The following is a 17,871-nucleotide window of genomic DNA, read 5'->3' on the forward strand; positions in this document are numbered from 1 at the left end:
CGCCCGCGGCCTGGTCGATCACGCGATTGCACGCATGAGACCGGAGGCGTCGTCGGCTAGCGCGACCTGCACGACCGCCGACTTGCCGGAGTTCAGGAACAGTGCGCGGCCCGGCGGGAAGTCGTCACGGTCGAGCTTGCTCGTGTTCAGCCCGGGGAAGACCTGCGGATCGGACGCGTCGGGAGTCAGCAACAGCCCGGCCGGTCCCGACTTCAGCTTCGACATCAGCGACGAGGCCGAGATGGGAACGTTCTGCAACGCCGCCGTCTCGCTCTGGACGACCAGCAGCCCGTGGCCCATCAAGCACGCGGGGACCAACTGCTCCAGCCCGGTGCGCGTCTGATCGAGCGTGAGGAACGGCACCAGCTCATCGACGAACAGCGCGACTCGCCGCTGCGGGTCGCGCGCGGCCACCGCCGTCGCGAACTCCTTGAGCAGCTTCTCAGCTTCCTGCGGGTCGCCGGCGCGGCTCTCCCACAGGGGCAGCGAGTACGTCTCCGCCTCGCTCGCACCGAGGTAGAACAGGCGCGTCCCCGGCTTCCAGCGATGCAGCGCGGCAGCGACCGTGCGCAGCGCCGTGCGACGACCGGAACCGGCCGGACCGGCGATCAGCAGCGTGCCGCGCGGCGCGAAGGCCACCGGCTCCAGGTCGCGCAGGCCACGAGCGAAGACCGGTCGTCCTTCCCGCTCGGAGGGTAGCTGCGCGAGCGGGATCAGCTCGTCGAGCCTGGCCACCCCGGGCGCCGCCGGGACGCCCTCCTCGATCATCTCCTGAGCCAGAACCCGGATGTTCGCCGCCTGATCTCCGAGTGCCGGAGCGGTACCGAGGATCGCGGCCTGGATCTCGGCGCGGCCGATCAGTCCCCGGCCGGGCGGGGAGGTCTGCTTCAGGATGTTCGCCGGTACGCCAAGGCCGCTGTAGCCGCTGTCCTCCGTCATCCGCAGCACCACGCGCTGCTGCATGGTCGAGGCCAGGCCGGCCGGCACCGAGTTGGCGCGGTCGGCGCTCAGTACCACGTGCACGCCGACCGGCCGGCCCTCGGCGGCGATCGCGGCGAGCTGGTTGAAGACGTGCGCGCGGCCCGGGATCCCGTCGTACGCCTGGCGCAGCGGCAGGAAGTTGTCGATCAGAAGCAGGACCCTGGGTTCCTCCCAGCAGCCGGTGCGGGCGCGGTAGTCGGTGACGGTGCCGCAGTCCACCGCCGCGTACGCCTGCTTACGCCGGGAGACCAACTCGGTGAGGGTGCCCACCAGCCGTTCCACCCGCTCATCGTCCTCGCCGGGAATCACCGCGCCGACGTGCGGCAGTTCTTCCAGCATCGCCAGCGCGCGGGTGCCGAAGTCGAGGGCGTACACCTGGCACGGCCCGGCGTGCGCGGGGAAGCCGGCGGCGATGGCGAGCGCGCGCAACAGCGTGCTCTTGCCGGAGCCGCTCGCGCCGTACACCGCGAGGTTTCCGTGCACGTCCGGTTCGAAGGCGACGGTCGGCTGCGCCTGGTTCTCCGGGTCGTCCCGCACACCGAAGACCAGTGCGGGTGCCGCTCCCGGCGCGGCCGGGTCGAGCAGCGTGACCAGGTCGTAGACCGCTTGCAGCGGCGCCCGCCAGGGCAGCCGCGGCGCGGGCAGCACGGCCTGGGCGCTGGCCGCGCGGATCGCCTCGACGAGCCGGGCGAGGTCGGTGGGGCCCTGGTTGGCCGGTGCCTGCGTGGTCTCGGTCCGCCAGGGCGAACCGCCGCCGAACCGCAACTCCTCGACCTGGATCTGCGCGGGCGGCGGCTGCTCGCTGGTCCAGCCGCCGGCGTAGGCGGTCTGGAACGGGATCAGCCGGCCCGGCCCGGTCTTCGACACCGCGCGGCCCGGGTATCCGGGGTCGAAGTAGGCCGCGTCCTTCACGCCGAGCACGTCCAGGCTGTCGGCCTCGTCGGCCACGCGCAGCGCGACGCGCAGGTTGGTGTTGGCACGCAGGTTCGGGGTGATGACGCCGCCCGGGCGCTGCGTGGCCAGGATCAGGTGCACGCCGAGCGAACGGCCGCGCTGCGCCACGTCGATCATGCCGTCGACGAATTCGGGCAGCTCCTTGACCAGCGCGGCGAATTCGTCCACGACGATGACGAGGCTCGGCGGTGCCTCGGCTACGCCCAGCTTCTCCAACTCGATCAGGTCCTTGGCGCGGTACTTGGCGAACAGCCGCTCGCGGTAGCGCAGTTCGGCGCCGAGGCTGATCAGTGCTCTGCGTACAAGGTGCTGGTCGAGGTCGGTGACCAGGCCGATGGCGTGCGGCAGGGTGCTCAGGCCGCCGAACGCGGAGCCGCCCTTGTAGTCGACCAGCAGGAAGGTGACCCGCTGCGGGCTGTAGTTGGCGGCCAGGGCGAGGATCCAGGATTGCAGCAGCTCGCTCTTCCCGGCGCCGGTGGTGCCGCCCACCAGGGCGTGCGGCCCGTCGGCACGCAGGTCGAGCGAGTGCACACCGGTCGCGGTGCGGCCGATGAACGCGCGCAGGCCGCCGGCGTGCCGGGCGGGCTTCTCCGGCGCGCGCGGCCCTGTGACGATCGACTGGTTCGCGCTCCACCGGCCGAGCACCGCCTCGGCCTGCGGGGAGAGCAGGTCTTCGTAGATGCTCAGCAGCGGGACGGATCCGGGCAGGTCGCCCTCATCCTCGACCCGCGCGCCCGCGTCGACCAGCGGCGCCAGCGCGCGGGCCAGGTCGAGCGCTTCGCGGCGGGAGACGCCCTCGACTGCCAGCGGCTCGACGCTCTGCCCGGCGCGCAGGAACGCGGCGGTCGCGTGCCGCGGGTCCTGGGTGTAGGTCACCACGACCCGGCAGGCGGCCGGCAGCAGGGCTCGGTCAGAGGCGAGCCAGAGCACGTGCACGCCGAGCGGGCCGCCGCGTTCGGCCAGCTCGACCAGACGGCTGCGCTCCACCGGCGCGTCGTTCTCGACCAGGACCAGGATCGCCGGCCCGCGCCCGGGCGAGGCCGCGGATGGTTGCGCGGACGCGAGCGAGCGCGCGGATCCCGCGGCCCGGTGCGACGGCTCGGCCGCCCTGCGTTCGGCGAGCACGGCTTCGAGCTCTGATACCAGACCCATCGCCTCGGGCCCGGTGGCGGCGAGCCGGATCCCGCCGAGCGGGCTGTGCGCCGAGGAGGTGTGCGGCAGCCACTTGAGCCAGTCCCAGTCGGGCATGCTCACGGAGGAGGCGACGGCCGCGAGGCACAGTTCCGCCGGGGAGTGCAGCGCCGTGGCCTCGATGACCAGCGCGCGGGCGGCCTCCAGCATCGCCTCGCGCGGACCGGCCAGGCCGAGCGCACCGTCGTCCGCCGGATTCGCGACCACCGGCACGCCGTCGACGTGCGTGAAGCGGGCCGCCTGCTCCTCCAGCTTCGCGCGGTGCTCGCTCGGCGGCCCGGGCGGCAGCGTTATCTGCGAGCGGGACGGGCGCCGCCCGGTGCCGAGCCGCAGCTCGCCGAAGCCGGGCTCGCCGGGGCGCCGGGCCCACAGCAGCTCGCCGGTGTGCGCGATCGCGTCGCGGCAGTCGGCGAGGGTCGGATGCTCCTGGACGCGGGCCTGGAACTCGCGCCGCGCGGCGTCCTCGGCGCGGGCGGCGAACTCGGCCAGTTCGGATTCGAAGCGTTCGATGTCCCGCTTGTGGCGCCGGTTGCCGCTCATGAACGACTCGGCCGCGTAGCCGACGCTCATCAGTGGGCTGAGTGCCGCGAAGACCAGGGCGTTGCTCGACCGTCCGGAGACCGCGTACATCATGCCGCCCATGAACAGCGGCGCGACCATCGGGATCAGCGGCGGCCTGGTGCGTTCCCGGGGACCGGGCGCGGTCGGCGCCGCCAGTTGCTCGCCGGGGAAACGCGGTTCCAGGCGCGGGGGCCTGATGAACGCGGCGCCGGTCGCCGCCGAGCCGCCTGCCGCCGCGGCGCTCGGCGCGGCGCCGATGGTGAGCATCAGTTCGGTGTCACCCAGCTCGACCCGGTCGCCGGAGCGCAGGATCGCGCGAGTCACGTCCCGCTGCCCGATCTGCACGCCGTTGGCCGAAGCCTGGTCGTGTATCTCCACCGAGGTGCCCACTGTGATGAGGGCGTGACGACGGGAGATCTGCGGGTCGGCCAGCCGCACCTGGCAGTCCGGGCCGCGCCCGACGAGGTTGTCGCCCAGACGCAGGGTTATGCGACGGCCGGCCTCGATGCCGCCGGTGACGACGAGGGTCGCGCCGGACTCGGGCGAGGGCTGCACCAGCGTGCCCGAGGCGCTGGTCACCGCCACCGCCATGCCGGATCGCAGGATACTGCGGCCGACCTTGGCCGCCGGGTCGATGGCGGGCGCGGCCGCGTGCTGGGCGGCGCCCGCCGGGCGCAGGGTGGCGTCCGGCAGTACCGCGGGCGCCTTCGGGTCGGCGCGTTGCAGGAACTCGGCCAGCTCGCCGATCCGCGCGTCGGCGTCGAGGGTGGCCAGCAGGTCGACCTGCTCTCCGTCGCGACGCTGCAGGGTCAGTTTCAACTTCACGGCGTGCCTCCTTCGGCGGCGTCGGGGCGGGCTCGCGACGCCAGCGTGCTGCGCAGCGAGAGCGTGGCGAGGAAGCGGCGGTGCCTGCGACTGGCGCGGGCCATGGCGCGCCTGGCCTCGTCGACGCGTTTCCAGTAGGCGGCGGCCTGGTGCGTGGTCGGGTCCGTCGGGCCGAACACCATCACGTCGGCGGTCCAGGCGAGGTCGGCCAGGTCGTACGCGGCGAGAGCGAGCGCCTGCACCCTGCGTGTGCCGAACTCGGGCACTGACACGCCAAGGTCACGCGCGTAGTCGGTCAGCTCCCGCCAACCAGCTGAGTACCGGCTGACCGGCGGTCCGCTGGTGCGCCGCCGGTGCCTGCGCCGGGCCTTGAGCGCGTACGCCGCGCCGTAGATCGCCGCGGCCGCGAGTATGGGTGACAGGAATCTGACAATGCGCATCAGGAGGTTGAGCAGCCAGGCGAGGGAACCGCCGGTGCCGGGCGGCAGTGGGCCCGGGACCACATGCGTGGCGTGCGTTTCCTTGTCGGTGGTCGGCGGATGTGCCGCGTTCGGCGGCGGCACGGGGGCCGCCGCGGCGTCCTGGACCTGCTGCGGCGGCTCCTGGTCGGGCTTCTTCGTGCTGTCCGGCATGAAGGCCGTGTCCGGGACGGTGACCCACGCGCCGCCGGCCACGTGCAGTTCGACCCAGGCGTGCACGTCCTTGCCTTGCACGACGCCGTCGCTCTCGGGGATCGCGCCGAGCACGACCCGCGCGGGCATGCCGAGGCTGTTGGCGGCCAGCGCGTACGCGGCGGCGTACTGCTCGTCGTCGCCGACCGGCTGCGCGCCGTTGAGGAATCCGGAGAGGCGGAACATGCTGTGTCCGGGCAGGTATTGGGTCTCGCCGGGTCCGCCGTCGCTGTATGCGCCGGTCGTGCGCAGGTAGGTGGCGATCGCCTGGAGTTGCGCGCTCAGCCCGCTTGCTCCCTTCGCCCAGGTGGCGGCACGGCTGGCGAACTGCGCGCCGAAGCCGTCGGTCAGGTCGGGCGGACCGTAGGGCGGCGGCGCGGCCGAGTAGGTCGGCGCGGTCAGGTCGGTGTGCAGCGTGAAGGTGGTTGCGGCGGGAAGGCCGTTGATGACGACCCCTGATGCGGAGGCGACGTTGTATCGCAGGTCTGCGGCCAGTTGCCTGGTATCGGCGCCGGTGAAGGAGATCGAGGTGACGCTGCCCGCGGTGGGGAGCCAGACGTCGATGTCGCTCGCCGATGCGTAGGCGCGGGCGATGGTGATCCGCACGGTGCTCGTCGGGCCGGGTGCCGCGACCGCGTCGGCGGCGTCGGGGGTGATGACGGAGCCGACGCGCAGGAAGGCCGCGGCGCCGGCGCGGTTGGTGGCGCCCCAGACCGAGCCGTTGTAGTCATCGAGGGTTGCGATGCGCACGGGGGTGCCGACCGGCAGTCCGGTGACCGTGAACAACGTCTGATCCCACAACTCGTTCGCGTCGCGGGTGTACTTGCGGTAGCCGACCAGCGGGCTCGGGTACTTGTTCAGGTCGAGCGGCGGGAGCACCCGGTCGCGCAGAACCGCGCGGTTCTGCGGGTCGCTGCCGGGCAGCAGGGGACCGGCGAGGGCGGCCATGGCGGCGGCGATGCAGAGCACGACGATCGCGGCGATCGGCTTGTAGTGACGGCGGGAGCCGTCCGCCGCCGTGGGCTGGACGCGGCGCACGCGCAGCGCCGACCAGGAGAGGCAGAGCACGGCGGTGGCCAGGCCGGTGGCGGACCACGGCGCGTGCGAGCGGGTGCCGAGCGCGATCGCGCCGCCGAGCAGCAGCAGCGGTGCGGCCAGCGGGAGCGCTGCGGCGCGCACGCGCCGGGCCAGGGTCAGGCTCAGGGCGGCCGCGACAAGGCCGAGGATGAAGGGGACGGCGAGCAGGGGGCCGTCCGCGGTCACCGGCGGGGTGGTGGTGAGCAGTTCCTTCCAGCCGGAGACGGCCGCGGCGGCGACGGTGCGCAGCGCGGGCAGGCTCGGTGCGAAGCCCGCGACGCAGTCCGCGCGGTCGAGCAGCGCGGGGCCGACGAGGAGGTACGCCAGGACGGTGCCGAGCGCGGTGATCAGTGTGGAGGCACGCAGTGCGTAGGTGAGGTAGGCGAGGGCGAGGCCGAGCGCGATGCCGATCGCGCCGATCGCGAGGTAGCTCCAGTCAATGTATGTGGTACGCAGGTCGGCGAGCGTGGCGCTTTGCGAGGTGCGCGCCGCGCCGCGCAGTTTCGCGGAGAGAGGATAGGTGCTCATCGGACGCCTCCGGAGGCGAGCAGGGCACGCAGATCAGGTAGCTGAGCGAGCGTGTACACGTTCATCGCAGTGCCGGGGACGACGCCGCTGCGCTTGGCGGGGTCGACTCGCAGGGCATTGACCGCCACTTCGGGCCGCAGGCCGCCCCGCACCTGGCGCAGCCGGGCCCCGTCCGCGTTCGGGCCGGTGACCAGCAGCGCGACGCTGGTGTGCGGGGCGAGCCCGGCGCTGCGCGCGACCAGTGCGCCGAAGTCGCCGCCAGTGGCGAACCGCGCGCGGGCGCAGGCGTCGAAGAGCGCTGCTTCGTCGGTCAGGTCGCGCACCTGCCGGTCGGCGACGACGATCGTCGCGCCGATCCGGTCTTCGATCGCCCGGCGCGCGACCGACGCGGCGGCGCTGATCGCGGTCTCGAACTGATCAGGGTCCGTATAAGAGGCGACGTCGCCGTCGACGGCGATCAGCAGGTGCGTGCTGTGGGTCTGGAGGAACTGGCGTACCAGGAAGCGCTGCGAGCCGGGGGCGAGGGAGCCGACGCGGGCCGAGGAGCGCCAGTGGATGTGCCGCCGGTCGTCGCCGCGCACGTAGTCGCGCAGGGTGTGGAAGTCCAGGTCGCTGGGCGAGATCTGCTCGTCGGTGCGGCCTTCCAGGTCGTGCAGCAGGCCGGCGCCGAGCGGGCTGAGCGGCACCGTGCGCGGGTAGACGATCAGCTCTTTGACTTCCGGCCACTGCACGGTGCGGCGCAGCAGCCCGAGCGGGTCGGCGCGGACCGTGGTGGCGGGGCCGATGGCGATCACGCCACGCCGTTCGGCCGAGATCGGCGGGAAATCGTCGACGATCACGCTCTGGTCGCGCCCGAGGCGCGGCGCGGGGACCGCTACGGGCTGCTGGTTACCGACCGGGCCCACGGCCAGTTCGAGGCCGACGGGCAGCAGCATGCGCTGCGCGCGGTTGGTCAGCTCGACGGTCAGGTCCACGGTTTCGCCCGCCGGGACCCGCCAGCGCTCGGGCCGCACGGTGACGCGCACGGGCGCGCGTCCGAGGACGAACGCGATGGACAGCAGGATACTGATGAACCCGGCCGTGGCCGCGACGGTCAGTTCCAACCAGCCGAAGTGTGCGCCGACCAGCCAGGCCGTGAGCGAGCCGAGCAGCACGCCGCGTCCCGCGCCGGTCAGCACGCGCGAGGGCGGCGCGAGGTACCGCGCGGACAGGTCGCGACCGACGCGGGCAATGCGCAGGATCGCGTCGGCTGCGGGCCGCAGTCGGGTCTCGTGGCGGCGCAGCGCCTGCGGAAGTCGGAGGCGAGAGCGCGGCGCGCTGGAGCGGCGCCCGGTCGGGTAGGTCAGGTTCATCTCGGTGTTCCTCAGCGGTCCACGGGCGGCGGGACGCTGCGCAGGACGCGCTCAAGCAGTTGCGACGCCGCGGCGGATGTGGAGCCGGCGCCGAAGGAGTGGCCAGTGCCGGGGGTGGTGCCGGCAGCGCCGTCGAAGCGGGCTTCCGGCTTGAGCGTGACGCGGTGGGCCAGGACGGGCAGCGCGAGCCGGTCGATGTCGTCCGGCAGCACGAAGTTGCGGCCTTGCGAGATCGCCCAGGTTTTCGCGCAGCGCACCAGCGCGAGGCAGCCGCGCGGTGAGACGCCGAGTTGTATGTGCTCGTGGTTGCGTGTGGCCTCCGCGATGCGGCCGACGTAGTCGAGGCAGCCCCAGCGCACGGTGACCAGGTCGGCGGCGCGGATGAGTTCTGATACCGCGTAGGAGGAGACGACCCGGTTCACGGTGGCGGACCGGTCGCGCACCTCGGCTGCGGCGAGCAGTTCGACCAGCGATTCACGGTCGGGGTAGCCGAGCGCGATCTTCATCAGGAAGCGGTCGAGTTGCGCTTCGGGCAGCGGGTAGGTGCCGGCGTGCTCGACGGGGTTCTGTGTCGCGATCACCATGAACGGGCTTTGCAGTTCGTGGGTTTCGCCGTCGACGGTGACCTTCGCCTCCTCCATGACCTGAAGCAGCGCGGACTGGGTCTTGGGCGAGGCGCGGTTGATCTCGTCGGCCAGCACGATCTCGTTGAAGATCGGGCCGGCCAGGAACTCGAAGGAGCGCTTCTCCTGGTCGTAGACGTGCACGCCGGTGACGTCGGCGGGCAGCAGGTCCGGGGTGAACTGGATGCGTCCGCTGCGGCCGTCGACGATCTGCGCGATGGCCTTCGCCAGGGAGGTCTTGCCGGTGCCCGGGTAGTCCTCAAGCAGCAGGTGGCCGCCGGACAGCAGGCAGGTGAGCGCGAGCCGGATCGGTTCCTCCTTGCCGAGGATGGCGACCCCGACGTTCTGCACCATCCGGTCGAACAGGTCCTTGAACTTCAGCGCCTCCTCGGCGCTGATCCGCGGGGCTTCGGTCTGCATGTGCGGTGTGCTCCGTATCGTCGGTGGTGCTGAAAAAGGGAAGACTGGGCGGCAACTATCAGTGCTTTGTTATGGCCATACGTAGGAGCCTTGGACACCGCCACAGGTGACGTAAACCGTTCCGGGCTGGTATCCGAAGTAGGCTCCAGAGTCCTTGCTCTGGTTCGGCCCGTAGACCTCGGTGAATCCGTTGAAGCCGCCGGCCGAGCTGTTGAAGCTGCACGTCACGTTGCCGCTGAAGTTCGCTGTTTGGATATGGATGTAACCGCATGACGAGTTATTGCAGGTGTACTTCCCGTCACACAGAGGCTCACCTGTGTAACCGCACAGTGCGCCGCGCGAAACGGTCACCGTCGGCGGAGGCGGCGGAGTCGTGGCCGAACCGGAGGCGGTCACGGTCGCGCGTCCCGGGTCCGAGACGGTCAGGTTGATCGTGTCCGTGCTGCTGTAGCCCATGTTGTCGCTGCTCGACCAGCTCCACGGCGCGGTGCCCGTCGTGAAGGTCTGCGTCTGCCTGCTGGTCTGCACGGTCACGGTCGCCGGCTTGCCGTTGGGGTTGACCGACACGGTGAAGTTCACCACCTGACCACTCGCCGACGCGGACACGTTCGGGCTCTCGATCGGGCCGTACGCCGTCACCGTCGCGGAAACCTGCGCGTCGCACGGGTTTCCCGAGAAGTTCGCACCCGAACTCTGGTTGCAGTCCTGGAGGCTGACCGACTGCGCCTGGCCGTTCGTCAGCACGCCGATCGTCTCCTGCACCCCGGTCTGGCCGGAGGTCGGGAAGGTCCAGCTGCCGCATTGGCCACCGGAGTATGTGCAGGTCACGATCGAGGTCTTACCGTGCGAGGCCGGGGCGTCGAACTTCAACACCGCCTGGCTGTTCTGACCGGTGGGCGTGGCGGTGTAGTTGGTGATCGGGTCCGGGGTAGCGGCCGCCTCCATCTGCGTTCCCGGACTCGACGGCGAGGTGTGAGTCTTCGCATCGAGCGACACATCGGCGTTCGCGGCCGTCACCGTGTACGTGTACACCGTGCCGTCGTTGGCCAGCCCGGAATCAGGGCATGTCAACGCGGCGACCGCGCTGCACACGGTCTTGGTCCCGCCGCTCGACGCGCGCATGACCGTGTAAGTCGTCGGCCCGGGGCCGTTCGGGTCGACAGCGGTCCATGAGACGTCGACCGACCGCTCGGTCGAGTTCGTCGAGTTCGTCACCGCCAGGCTCGGCGCGGCCGGGGCCGGCGGAGCACCCGCGGACTGGCCCTGCACGGTCGCCGACGGTCCGGGCCCCTGCGCGTTCACGGCGATCACGGTGAACGTGTACACCTGGTCGTTGGTCAGCCCCGTCGCGGTCAGGCTGGTCGTGCTCGAATTCGCCTGGCCGCCACCGGTCCACGTCACGTCGTACCGGAGCACCGGGGTGCCGGCGTCCACCGGCGCTGCCCAGGCCAGGTGCAGCGTTCCGTCCTGCGGGATCGACGTCACCAGCGCGGTCACCGCGTCAGGGACCGTATTCGGCATGGCCGGGGCCGAAGCCGGGCTCGCCGCGCTCCAGTCCACCAGGTTGTGCGCCTGGACCGTGAACGTGTACGTCCTTCCGTTGGTCAGGTTGCTGATCGTGCACGGTGAGGCCGCGCAGACCTGCTGACCGCCGGAGTAGCTGACCCGGTAGGAGTCGATCGGCGCGCCGTTGTCCGCGGGAGTCGGCCAGGACAGCTGCACCGCGCGGCTAAGCACCGTGCGGCCGATCGTCGGCGTTCCCGGGGCGTCCGGCTTGCCGAGGACATTGAGCGCGATCTGGCCGGTGCTCTGCCGGTCCGCTCGGCTGCGGTCGGCCACGTCGGTCACTGTGACGGCGAAGGTCTGCGCGCCGTGCGAATCCGTCCCGGGCGTGATGCGCACCGTCGCGCCGCTCGCCGAGGCGGACGCGGGCATGCCCGAGGTCTGCGACACCGACACCACCGAGATCACCGGATCGGCCAGCTGCGAGCTGACATACGAGCTCAGATTCACGGTCGCGCTCTGGCCGGCCTTGACGCCGTTGACCGTGATCGGCAGCACGGCGGGCGGCGGGGCGGCGACCACCTGCACCAGCAGCTGGCTCGTCGCGCCGCGGAAGCCGACCGCGCCGACCGTGAGCGTTCCGACAGCGTTCGGAGTCGCGGCGCTACCGGCCGTGACGGTCAGCTTGTGGTCACCGGACCCGGCGAGCGAGAGTCCGGCGGCCGGATGCAGCCACTGCGCCGAGAAGTGCAGCGAACCGGCGGTCGACGCATTCGCCGTCCACACGTGGCACACCGAGGTCACGTCGATGTTCAGCGGCGCCCCGCCCTCCACTGCGGTCAGCGGGTCGCTCGGGCAGCGCAGCACCGGGGTGTCCGGGCCGACCTGCACCGGGAGCGTGATCACCGCCATGACCCCGTGCGGATCGGTCAGCGAGGTGCCGTCTGTCACCTGGAAGGTGACCGACGCAGGGCCCGCATAGCCGCCGGAGGCGGTCAGCACCAGTTGCCCGGTGCCCCGGTTCGCCGCGCTCAGGCCCGGGGAGGGGGCGGCCCAGATCTGGTCGGTCGTGGTCAGCCGCAGCGGCCTGCCGCTCGGATCGGCGACATAGTCGGACACTGCGATGCTCGTCTTGCCGTTCACCGGCACCGTGATCGACTTGCCGGCCTTCGCGTACGGCGCTCCGGCTCCCGCCGCGACCACGTGTGCGTAGCCGACCGCCGTCGCGCCTTGCGGGTCACGCACCTCGAAGACATAGATGTGCGGGTTCGCGGCGACCGGGACGACGAGCTTCCCGCCGACGATCTTCGCCGAGGCGTCGAAGACCTTGGACAAGGTCAGGTCGCCGGGCGTGCCGTCCGGGTCGCCGGCCTGCGCGAGCACGTCGAGCGTCGCCGTCGTCGCCTTGCCGTCAGGGGTCGCATACGTGTCGGGGACGACCGGCGGAATGTCGTAGCCGGGCTGGGAGTGCGCCGTGATCGTCGCCGAGGAAGGCCGGCCGAGGCCGTCGCTCACGTCGTAGGTGACGACCTCGGGTTTGCCGTCGTTCGGCGGCGCGACGACGTTCACCGGGCCCTGGGCCGACGCGACCGTGATGCCGGAGGGCAGGTCCGGGTTCGCGGACTTCGGCACCGCGACGGTCGCCGTGTCGCCGGCCGCGACCAGGTCGTTGGCCAGCACGTCCACCGCGACATGCGCTCCCGGCGCGGCCGTCACCGTGTCGTCAACGGCGACCGGCGGCTGCGCCGCCCCGGGCGGCACCACGGCGATGCCGACCTGCGAGGTGCCGGACAGTCCATAGTCGTCAGTGACCTGATAGGTGAAGGTGTCCGTGCCCGCACTCGTCGGGAAGGCCAGGTAGGTCAGCGAGGTCGCGTTTGAGGAGACGATCCGCCCCAGCCTCGGCGCGGATCCGATGCCGGTGAGCGCGACGCTGTCGCCGTCCGGGTCCACGCCGCCGGCCGGGATCGGCACCGTGATCGTCTCACCCGCGACCGCGCGCGCGATCACCTGCTGCGGCTGCGGCCGCCGGTCCGGGTTCGTCGCGGACGGCAAGGGGTTCACAGTCACCGTCAGGTGACCGGTGGCGGGCTCGCCGGACGGGTTCTGCACCAGGTAGTCGACCACGACCGTCAGCGGCGTGCGCACCTTCGAGGCCGGCGGCGCGACGTAGCGCACGACGTTCCCGGTCACGTAGGCGGCTCCGGCAATGGCCTGGTTCGCGGCGGACTGCGCCGTGACCTGAAGCTGACCGGGACTCGGCGCCCCGGGCACGTTCGCGACCAGACTGAGCGGCGCGCCGGCCGGGTCGATGTCGTTGTCCAGCACCGGCACCGAGACCGAGTCCCCGGCCCGCACGACCGCCGTGTCGTCCACCGGCACCGGCACATCGGTGCCGGGCGGCGGCAGTTGCGTGACGGACACCTCGCCGGTCACCGGCGCCGTCATCCCGTCGGTCACCGTGTAATGCACGATCCGTGGCCGCGCGTCGAGCGATGCGGACAGGGCGTTGATACGCAGCCAGTGCCCGTCGACGATGCCGACCTGAAGCTGCCCCGACTCCTGATCCCCCGGCTGCAGAACCACCTGCGCTCGTTGGACCACCAGCAGCGCGCCACTCGGGTCGTAGTCGTTGGCGAGCACGTCGACGGTCGCGGGCTGCTGACCGTAGAGCACCGCCACGTCCGGCATCGCCACCGGGGGCGCGGGAGAGGACGGCGCCGGCGCGATGTCGACGCGGATGACGCTCTTGGCGAACGGCGCGTTGCCGAACTCGTCGGTGTAGTCGAGCATGTACGTACCCGGACGTGAGGCCGTCACGGTCACCGTGCCGCTGTCCAGGTCCGTGGTCACCTGGGCGCCGGACGGGCTCGCGATCGGCGCGGCCAGCTTCAACTGCACGCCAGGGTCGCTCGGGTCGCTGCCCGGAAGGTCGTTGTCCAGCGGGTGGATCGTCACCGGGTGGCCGACCTCGCCACGCGCCGCGTCCGGCTGCGCGATCGGCGCGACCGTCTTCGCCGCGCTCGCGCTCTGCACCGCGACGGTCACCGTGCCGTTCACCGGCGCCGAACGACCATCCGAAACCTGATAGGTGATCGTCTGGTTCCCGGCGGTTGCCGGCGCGGTGTAGTCGAGGAACCCGTCACCGGTCGCGACCGCCGTTCCGGCCTTGGCCGAGGCCCCCGCCAGCGCAAGCGGATCGCCGTCGAAGTCGCGCCAGTCGCTGAGCACCGGCAGCGAGACCCGGCCGCCGGAGGGCGCGGTCAGCGCGGTCGGCTGGTAGCCGCGGCGCAGTTGCGGGCTGCGGTTCTGCGCATCGGTGCGCACCTGCACCGTGATGTTCGCGGTCGCGGTCAGGCCCTTGCCGTCGTCGATCGTGTACTTGAAGTGCAGTTCGCCGGAGGCCGAGCCGAGCACGAGCGCGACGCTCTGACCGTCCGGGGCGATGGCCAGGCTCGCGACTGAAGCCTTGTCGAGGTCGGAGACACGGGAGATCGACAGGACGCTGCCGTTCGGATCCGAGTCGTAGTCGAGCGGATGCAGGATGGTGGTCCGGTTCGGCCGCGCGCCGAGCGTCACGTCCGCGGCCTTCGGCGGCTGGTTTCGCTGGTTCAGCGAGTTCTGGTCGGTTTTGTTGCGGTTGCCGGCGGCCGTCACCGGCGGCGGTTGCACCGCCTGCCAATCGTCGACACGCACCGGCTTCTGCGTCAGGTCGAACAGGACGCCGGTGGCAAGGTCGTTGAGCACCAGCGCGCCACGGTTCTGCCGGAAGACCGGAGCGACCAGTTCGCCCGCGTCGGCGAGGTTCAACGCGCCGGCGCGGCGGCCGTCGCAGCCGGCCACCAGACCGTCCTGCGTCGTCGCCCAGGCCGCGTAGGCGCAGTTGCCGAAGAAGACCGGCGCGGCGGGCTTGCCGCTCCCGGCCGTTGACAGCACGCTGACCTGGCCGGAGGACAGGTCCACGGCGAGCAGATCGCGGGAAGTGGCGACGAGTACGGTGGCGGCGGCCGGTCCGGGCACCTGGAGCAGGGCGTCGCTCTGGCCGGTCAGGTCGAGGTGCGCGGTCGGTCCGCCGGAGACGATCAGCGTCCCGGTCGCCGCGTCGAGCGCGACGAGGCGGTCGCCGACCGCGGTCACGCGCACGCTCGTCAGGGCTTTGCCGAGGCTGCCGTAGTTCGCGGCGGCGAACCCGGTCGCGGTGCGTGCCACCGCGGCGGTCTTTCCGTTGGCCGCCACCGCGTACACCGCGCCGTCTACGCCGACGGCGAGGGCCGCTCCCGCGTCGGAGGCGCCTCGCGTCGCCACCGAGGCGACCGGCGCGGCCCCGTCTGCGAGCGAACTGAGGCCATTGATCTGCTGGTCGCCGTCGACGGCGGCGGCCCGCACGGCCCCGCTGCGCGGGTCGAGGGTGGCCAGCGTGCCGCCGGACAACTGCGCCTGGTCCGCGACGCCGAGCGTGACGCCCTGGTCCGCCAGCGTCTTCGCGTCGACGGTGTCCACCGGGTACAGCTCTCCGGTCGCCTGGTCCCAGGCCGCGACCGCGGAGCCGTCCTGCAGAATGTCGAGCTGGTAGTTCGACTGCGCGCCCTTCGGCGGATAGAAGGCGGCGTCGAGCGCACCGGCCGGTTTGTTGAGCCGCCCGAACAGGCCGTCCTGGTTGTTGGTGACCCAGATTCCGCCGTCGTGCAGCGCGACGTGCTGCACGGGGTAGCCCTCGGCGAGCACGGCGCCGGCGATGAGCGCGCCGACGGTCGCGGTCAACACCGCGACCGAGGCGAGCGAGGTCCACCGGCGTCGGATGCGCGCGCTGGTCTTCACGAACGGTCAACTCCTACGTGTACTGACAGAATCAGGTGCGGGCGGCGCGGCGGACGGCTACTGTCCGCAGCCGGGCTGCGACCAGTCCGGGTCGCCGTTCGAGCCGTCGAGGCGGACGACCTTGATCTGGACGCACAGGCGGATGCCTGCGGGGTCCGGCAGGTCGAGGGCGGGGGTCTTCGCCGTGCCGGTGCGTTTTCCGTCAGAGCTCTGCCATCGGAAGGTGTCGCTGGCGAGGGCCGCGGAGTAGGTCCAGCTGAAGTGCACGGTGGCCGAGCCCGTGCGGGTCGCGGTGACGGTCACCGCTCCGGGCGGTTCGTTCCCGCCCAGCGCCACACCGGGATCCACCGGGACGTCGCCGGTCGCGGACGCTGATACGCCCTGGGTGCCCGGAGCGTTCCCCTGCGCCGAGCCGCCCATGCTGAGCGTCGCCACGACGACGACGACCACGGCCACGGCCGTCAACGCGCCGAGCGACACGACGAGGCCACGCCTGTGGTTGCGCGCCGCGCTCTGGCCGTCCGCGGAAGTCGGCTGGTCGTCGGTCAGCGTCTCCGTCCGGGAGCGGTCCTTCAGGACGGTGTGCGAGCCCATGGTCTGGTTCTGCGCGAGCACGTCGCGAGGCCCGTCGTCGCGAGGCCGTTGGTATCCGTACGCTGACGATTCCGGCGCGTTGGAGGGTACTGGCGCGCCTTTCGCGTGCAGCACGGTCTGGTCGTCCTGGTCGTCGTCCCGTTGCGGCGCGGACCGGGCGAAGTCTCCGAAGCCGCTTACCGGCTCCTGGGTCGAGTGGCCGGGCGAAACCGTCGACCGCGGCGGCGCGTCGCGCAGGACCGTTTCGTCGATCTCGTCGGCGCGCCGCTCGTAGGCCGCGCTGCCAGCCGCGCCGCCCTCGGCCGCGATGCGCGTCAACGCGGCGAGTACGTCGTCAGCGGACTGTGGCCGGTTGCGCGGATCCCGGGCGAGCATCCGCAGCAGCAGGTCGGTGAGCTGCGGCGGAACGTCCCGTCTGGCCATGCCCGGGGTGGGCTGACCGGCCAGGGTGCGCTGTCTGAGCGAAGCGGGACTGTTGTCCCCGTGCGGAATGACGAAGGGGGCTGATCCGCTCAGCAGGTGCCAGAGCGTCGCGCCGAGCGAGTAGATGTCGGAACGCTTACTCGCGATCGCGTTCTCCTCGCGCATGACCTCCGGCGCGGCCCAGGACGGGGAGAGCGCGAACGTGCCTTGTTCGTGCTTGAGCCGGCGGGCGATTCCGAAATCGCCGAGCAGGTAGCTGCTGCCGGCCTGCGCGATGAAGACGTTCGCCGGTTTGATGTCCTGGTGCAGCAGCCCGATGGTGTGCGCGGCGGCGACGGCTTCGGCCAACTGTCTGCCGATCGTCAGCACCTCGGCCACCGGCAGTTGCCGCAGCCGCTTGACCCGCCGGTGGAGGTCCCCTTCCTCGTAGTAGAACGTGACAAGGCAGGGTGTTCCGTCGACGGCTTCCTTGAAGGCGAGCACCGGCACGATCAGCTTCTCGTGTCCGAGCTGCGCCATCACGTTCGCCTCGTCGACGAACAGGGTTCGCCGGTCCGGGTCGGGCCCGAAGGTGCGCGGCATCTTCACCGCCACCCTGCGAAACGGAGTCTGCTCGTAGTACAGGTACACGTAGGAGCTGCCGCCCGAGCCGATGGGCCCGCGGTATTCGTAGCCTTGGATGGCGGGCGGCTTGGGCAGGTTGGCCGCGCTCATCCGGTCGCCTCGTAGATGAAGGAGACGACGCCGGCCAGCGTCACCTCGGCCCCGGGCTCGACGAGGCGGGTCCCGCCGGGCGGCAGCGCCTCGGCCGGCCCGCCGCCTGGTGGCCGGATGGTGGTGCCGTTGGTGGATCCGAGATCGGTCACCATGACCCGCCAGCCGACCAGCCGGATCTGCAGGTGGTTGCGGGAGATGTCCTTGCCGGGACTGGGCAGGCGCAGCACGTGCTGTTTGTCAATGCTCTGGCTTGTAGGCTTCGGTTCGCGGCCGAGTAGCACGTCCTGGTCCAGGGGGATGTCCTCGCCGGTGGAGAGCCGCAGCACGCCGAGAACCGGGCGTGGCACGTGCGTCTCCTGCTGCGGCGGCACTGTCTGCGGGCACACCCGGCACCGCTTGGCCTGTGGCGGATTCAGGTGTCCGGCAGTGCATCGGATCGCTGCGACCATCGGCCGGCCGACCGCGGCGTTCGTGCTCTGACCGTTGCCGGCCGAGCTGTATACGGTGGTGGAGATGTCCTCGTCATCGTCCTCGTCCTCCGAGGCAGCCATCGTGGCCGTCGGCGCCTCAAACGCCGCTGTCGCGGCAGGCGCCGGCGCAGGAGGCGGCGGAGCTGCCGGCGGCGTCGGCGGT

General features: G+C 71.8%; 7 protein-coding genes. All 7 read right to left on the reverse strand.

Going from position 1 to position 17,871, the window contains the following annotated elements; all coding sequences use genetic code 11:
• Positions 1 to 18: 18 nt before the first annotated feature.
• The 7 genes from KGA66_RS16845 to KGA66_RS16875 all read right to left on the reverse strand — a co-directional run bounded on the left by KGA66_RS16845 (position 19) and on the right by KGA66_RS16875 (position 17,789).
• Complete coding sequence (locus tag KGA66_RS16845; RefSeq protein WP_211469089.1) at positions 19 to 4,512, reverse strand: type VII secretion EssC family protein; 4,494 nt, start codon at positions 4,510 to 4,512, stop codon at positions 19 to 21.
• Positions 4,509 to 6,788 carry a transglutaminase-like domain-containing protein gene (locus tag KGA66_RS16850; protein ID WP_211469090.1) on the reverse strand — a complete coding sequence of 760 codons (2,280 nt, stop codon included), beginning with the start codon at positions 6,786 to 6,788 and terminating at the stop codon, positions 4,509 to 4,511. Before KGA66_RS16850 ends, KGA66_RS16845 begins: the two co-directional genes overlap by 4 nt.
• Positions 6,785 to 8,140, reverse strand: coding sequence for a DUF58 domain-containing protein (locus KGA66_RS16855; protein WP_211469091.1), 1,356 nt, complete (start codon positions 8,138 to 8,140; stop codon positions 6,785 to 6,787). Before KGA66_RS16855 ends, KGA66_RS16850 begins: the two co-directional genes overlap by 4 nt.
• Before the next feature lie 11 nt (positions 8,141 to 8,151).
• Positions 8,152 to 9,183 carry an AAA family ATPase gene (locus tag KGA66_RS16860; RefSeq protein WP_211469092.1) on the reverse strand — a complete coding sequence of 344 codons (1,032 nt, stop codon included), beginning with the start codon at positions 9,181 to 9,183 and terminating at the stop codon, positions 8,152 to 8,154.
• Between the two features lie 69 nt (positions 9,184 to 9,252).
• Positions 9,253 to 15,504 (reverse strand): Ig-like domain-containing protein, encoded by a 6,252-nt coding sequence (locus tag KGA66_RS16865; protein ID WP_211469093.1) that lies wholly within the window; start codon positions 15,502 to 15,504, stop codon positions 9,253 to 9,255.
• Positions 15,505 to 15,561: 57 nt separating this feature from the next.
• Positions 15,562 to 17,235, reverse strand: coding sequence for a serine/threonine-protein kinase (locus KGA66_RS16870; protein WP_211469094.1), 1,674 nt, complete (start codon positions 17,233 to 17,235; stop codon positions 15,562 to 15,564).
• Positions 17,232 to 17,789, reverse strand: a complete 558-nt coding sequence (locus tag KGA66_RS16875) for an FHA domain-containing protein (RefSeq protein ID WP_211469095.1) — start codon at positions 17,787 to 17,789, stop codon at positions 17,232 to 17,234. The genes KGA66_RS16870 and KGA66_RS16875 overlap by 4 nt, the downstream gene beginning before the upstream one ends.
• Positions 17,790 to 17,871 lie beyond the last annotated feature (82 nt).

Source organism: Actinocrinis puniceicyclus (assembly GCF_018283645.1).
In the GTDB taxonomy this organism is placed as follows: domain Bacteria; phylum Actinomycetota; class Actinomycetes; order Streptomycetales; family Catenulisporaceae; genus Actinocrinis; species Actinocrinis puniceicyclus.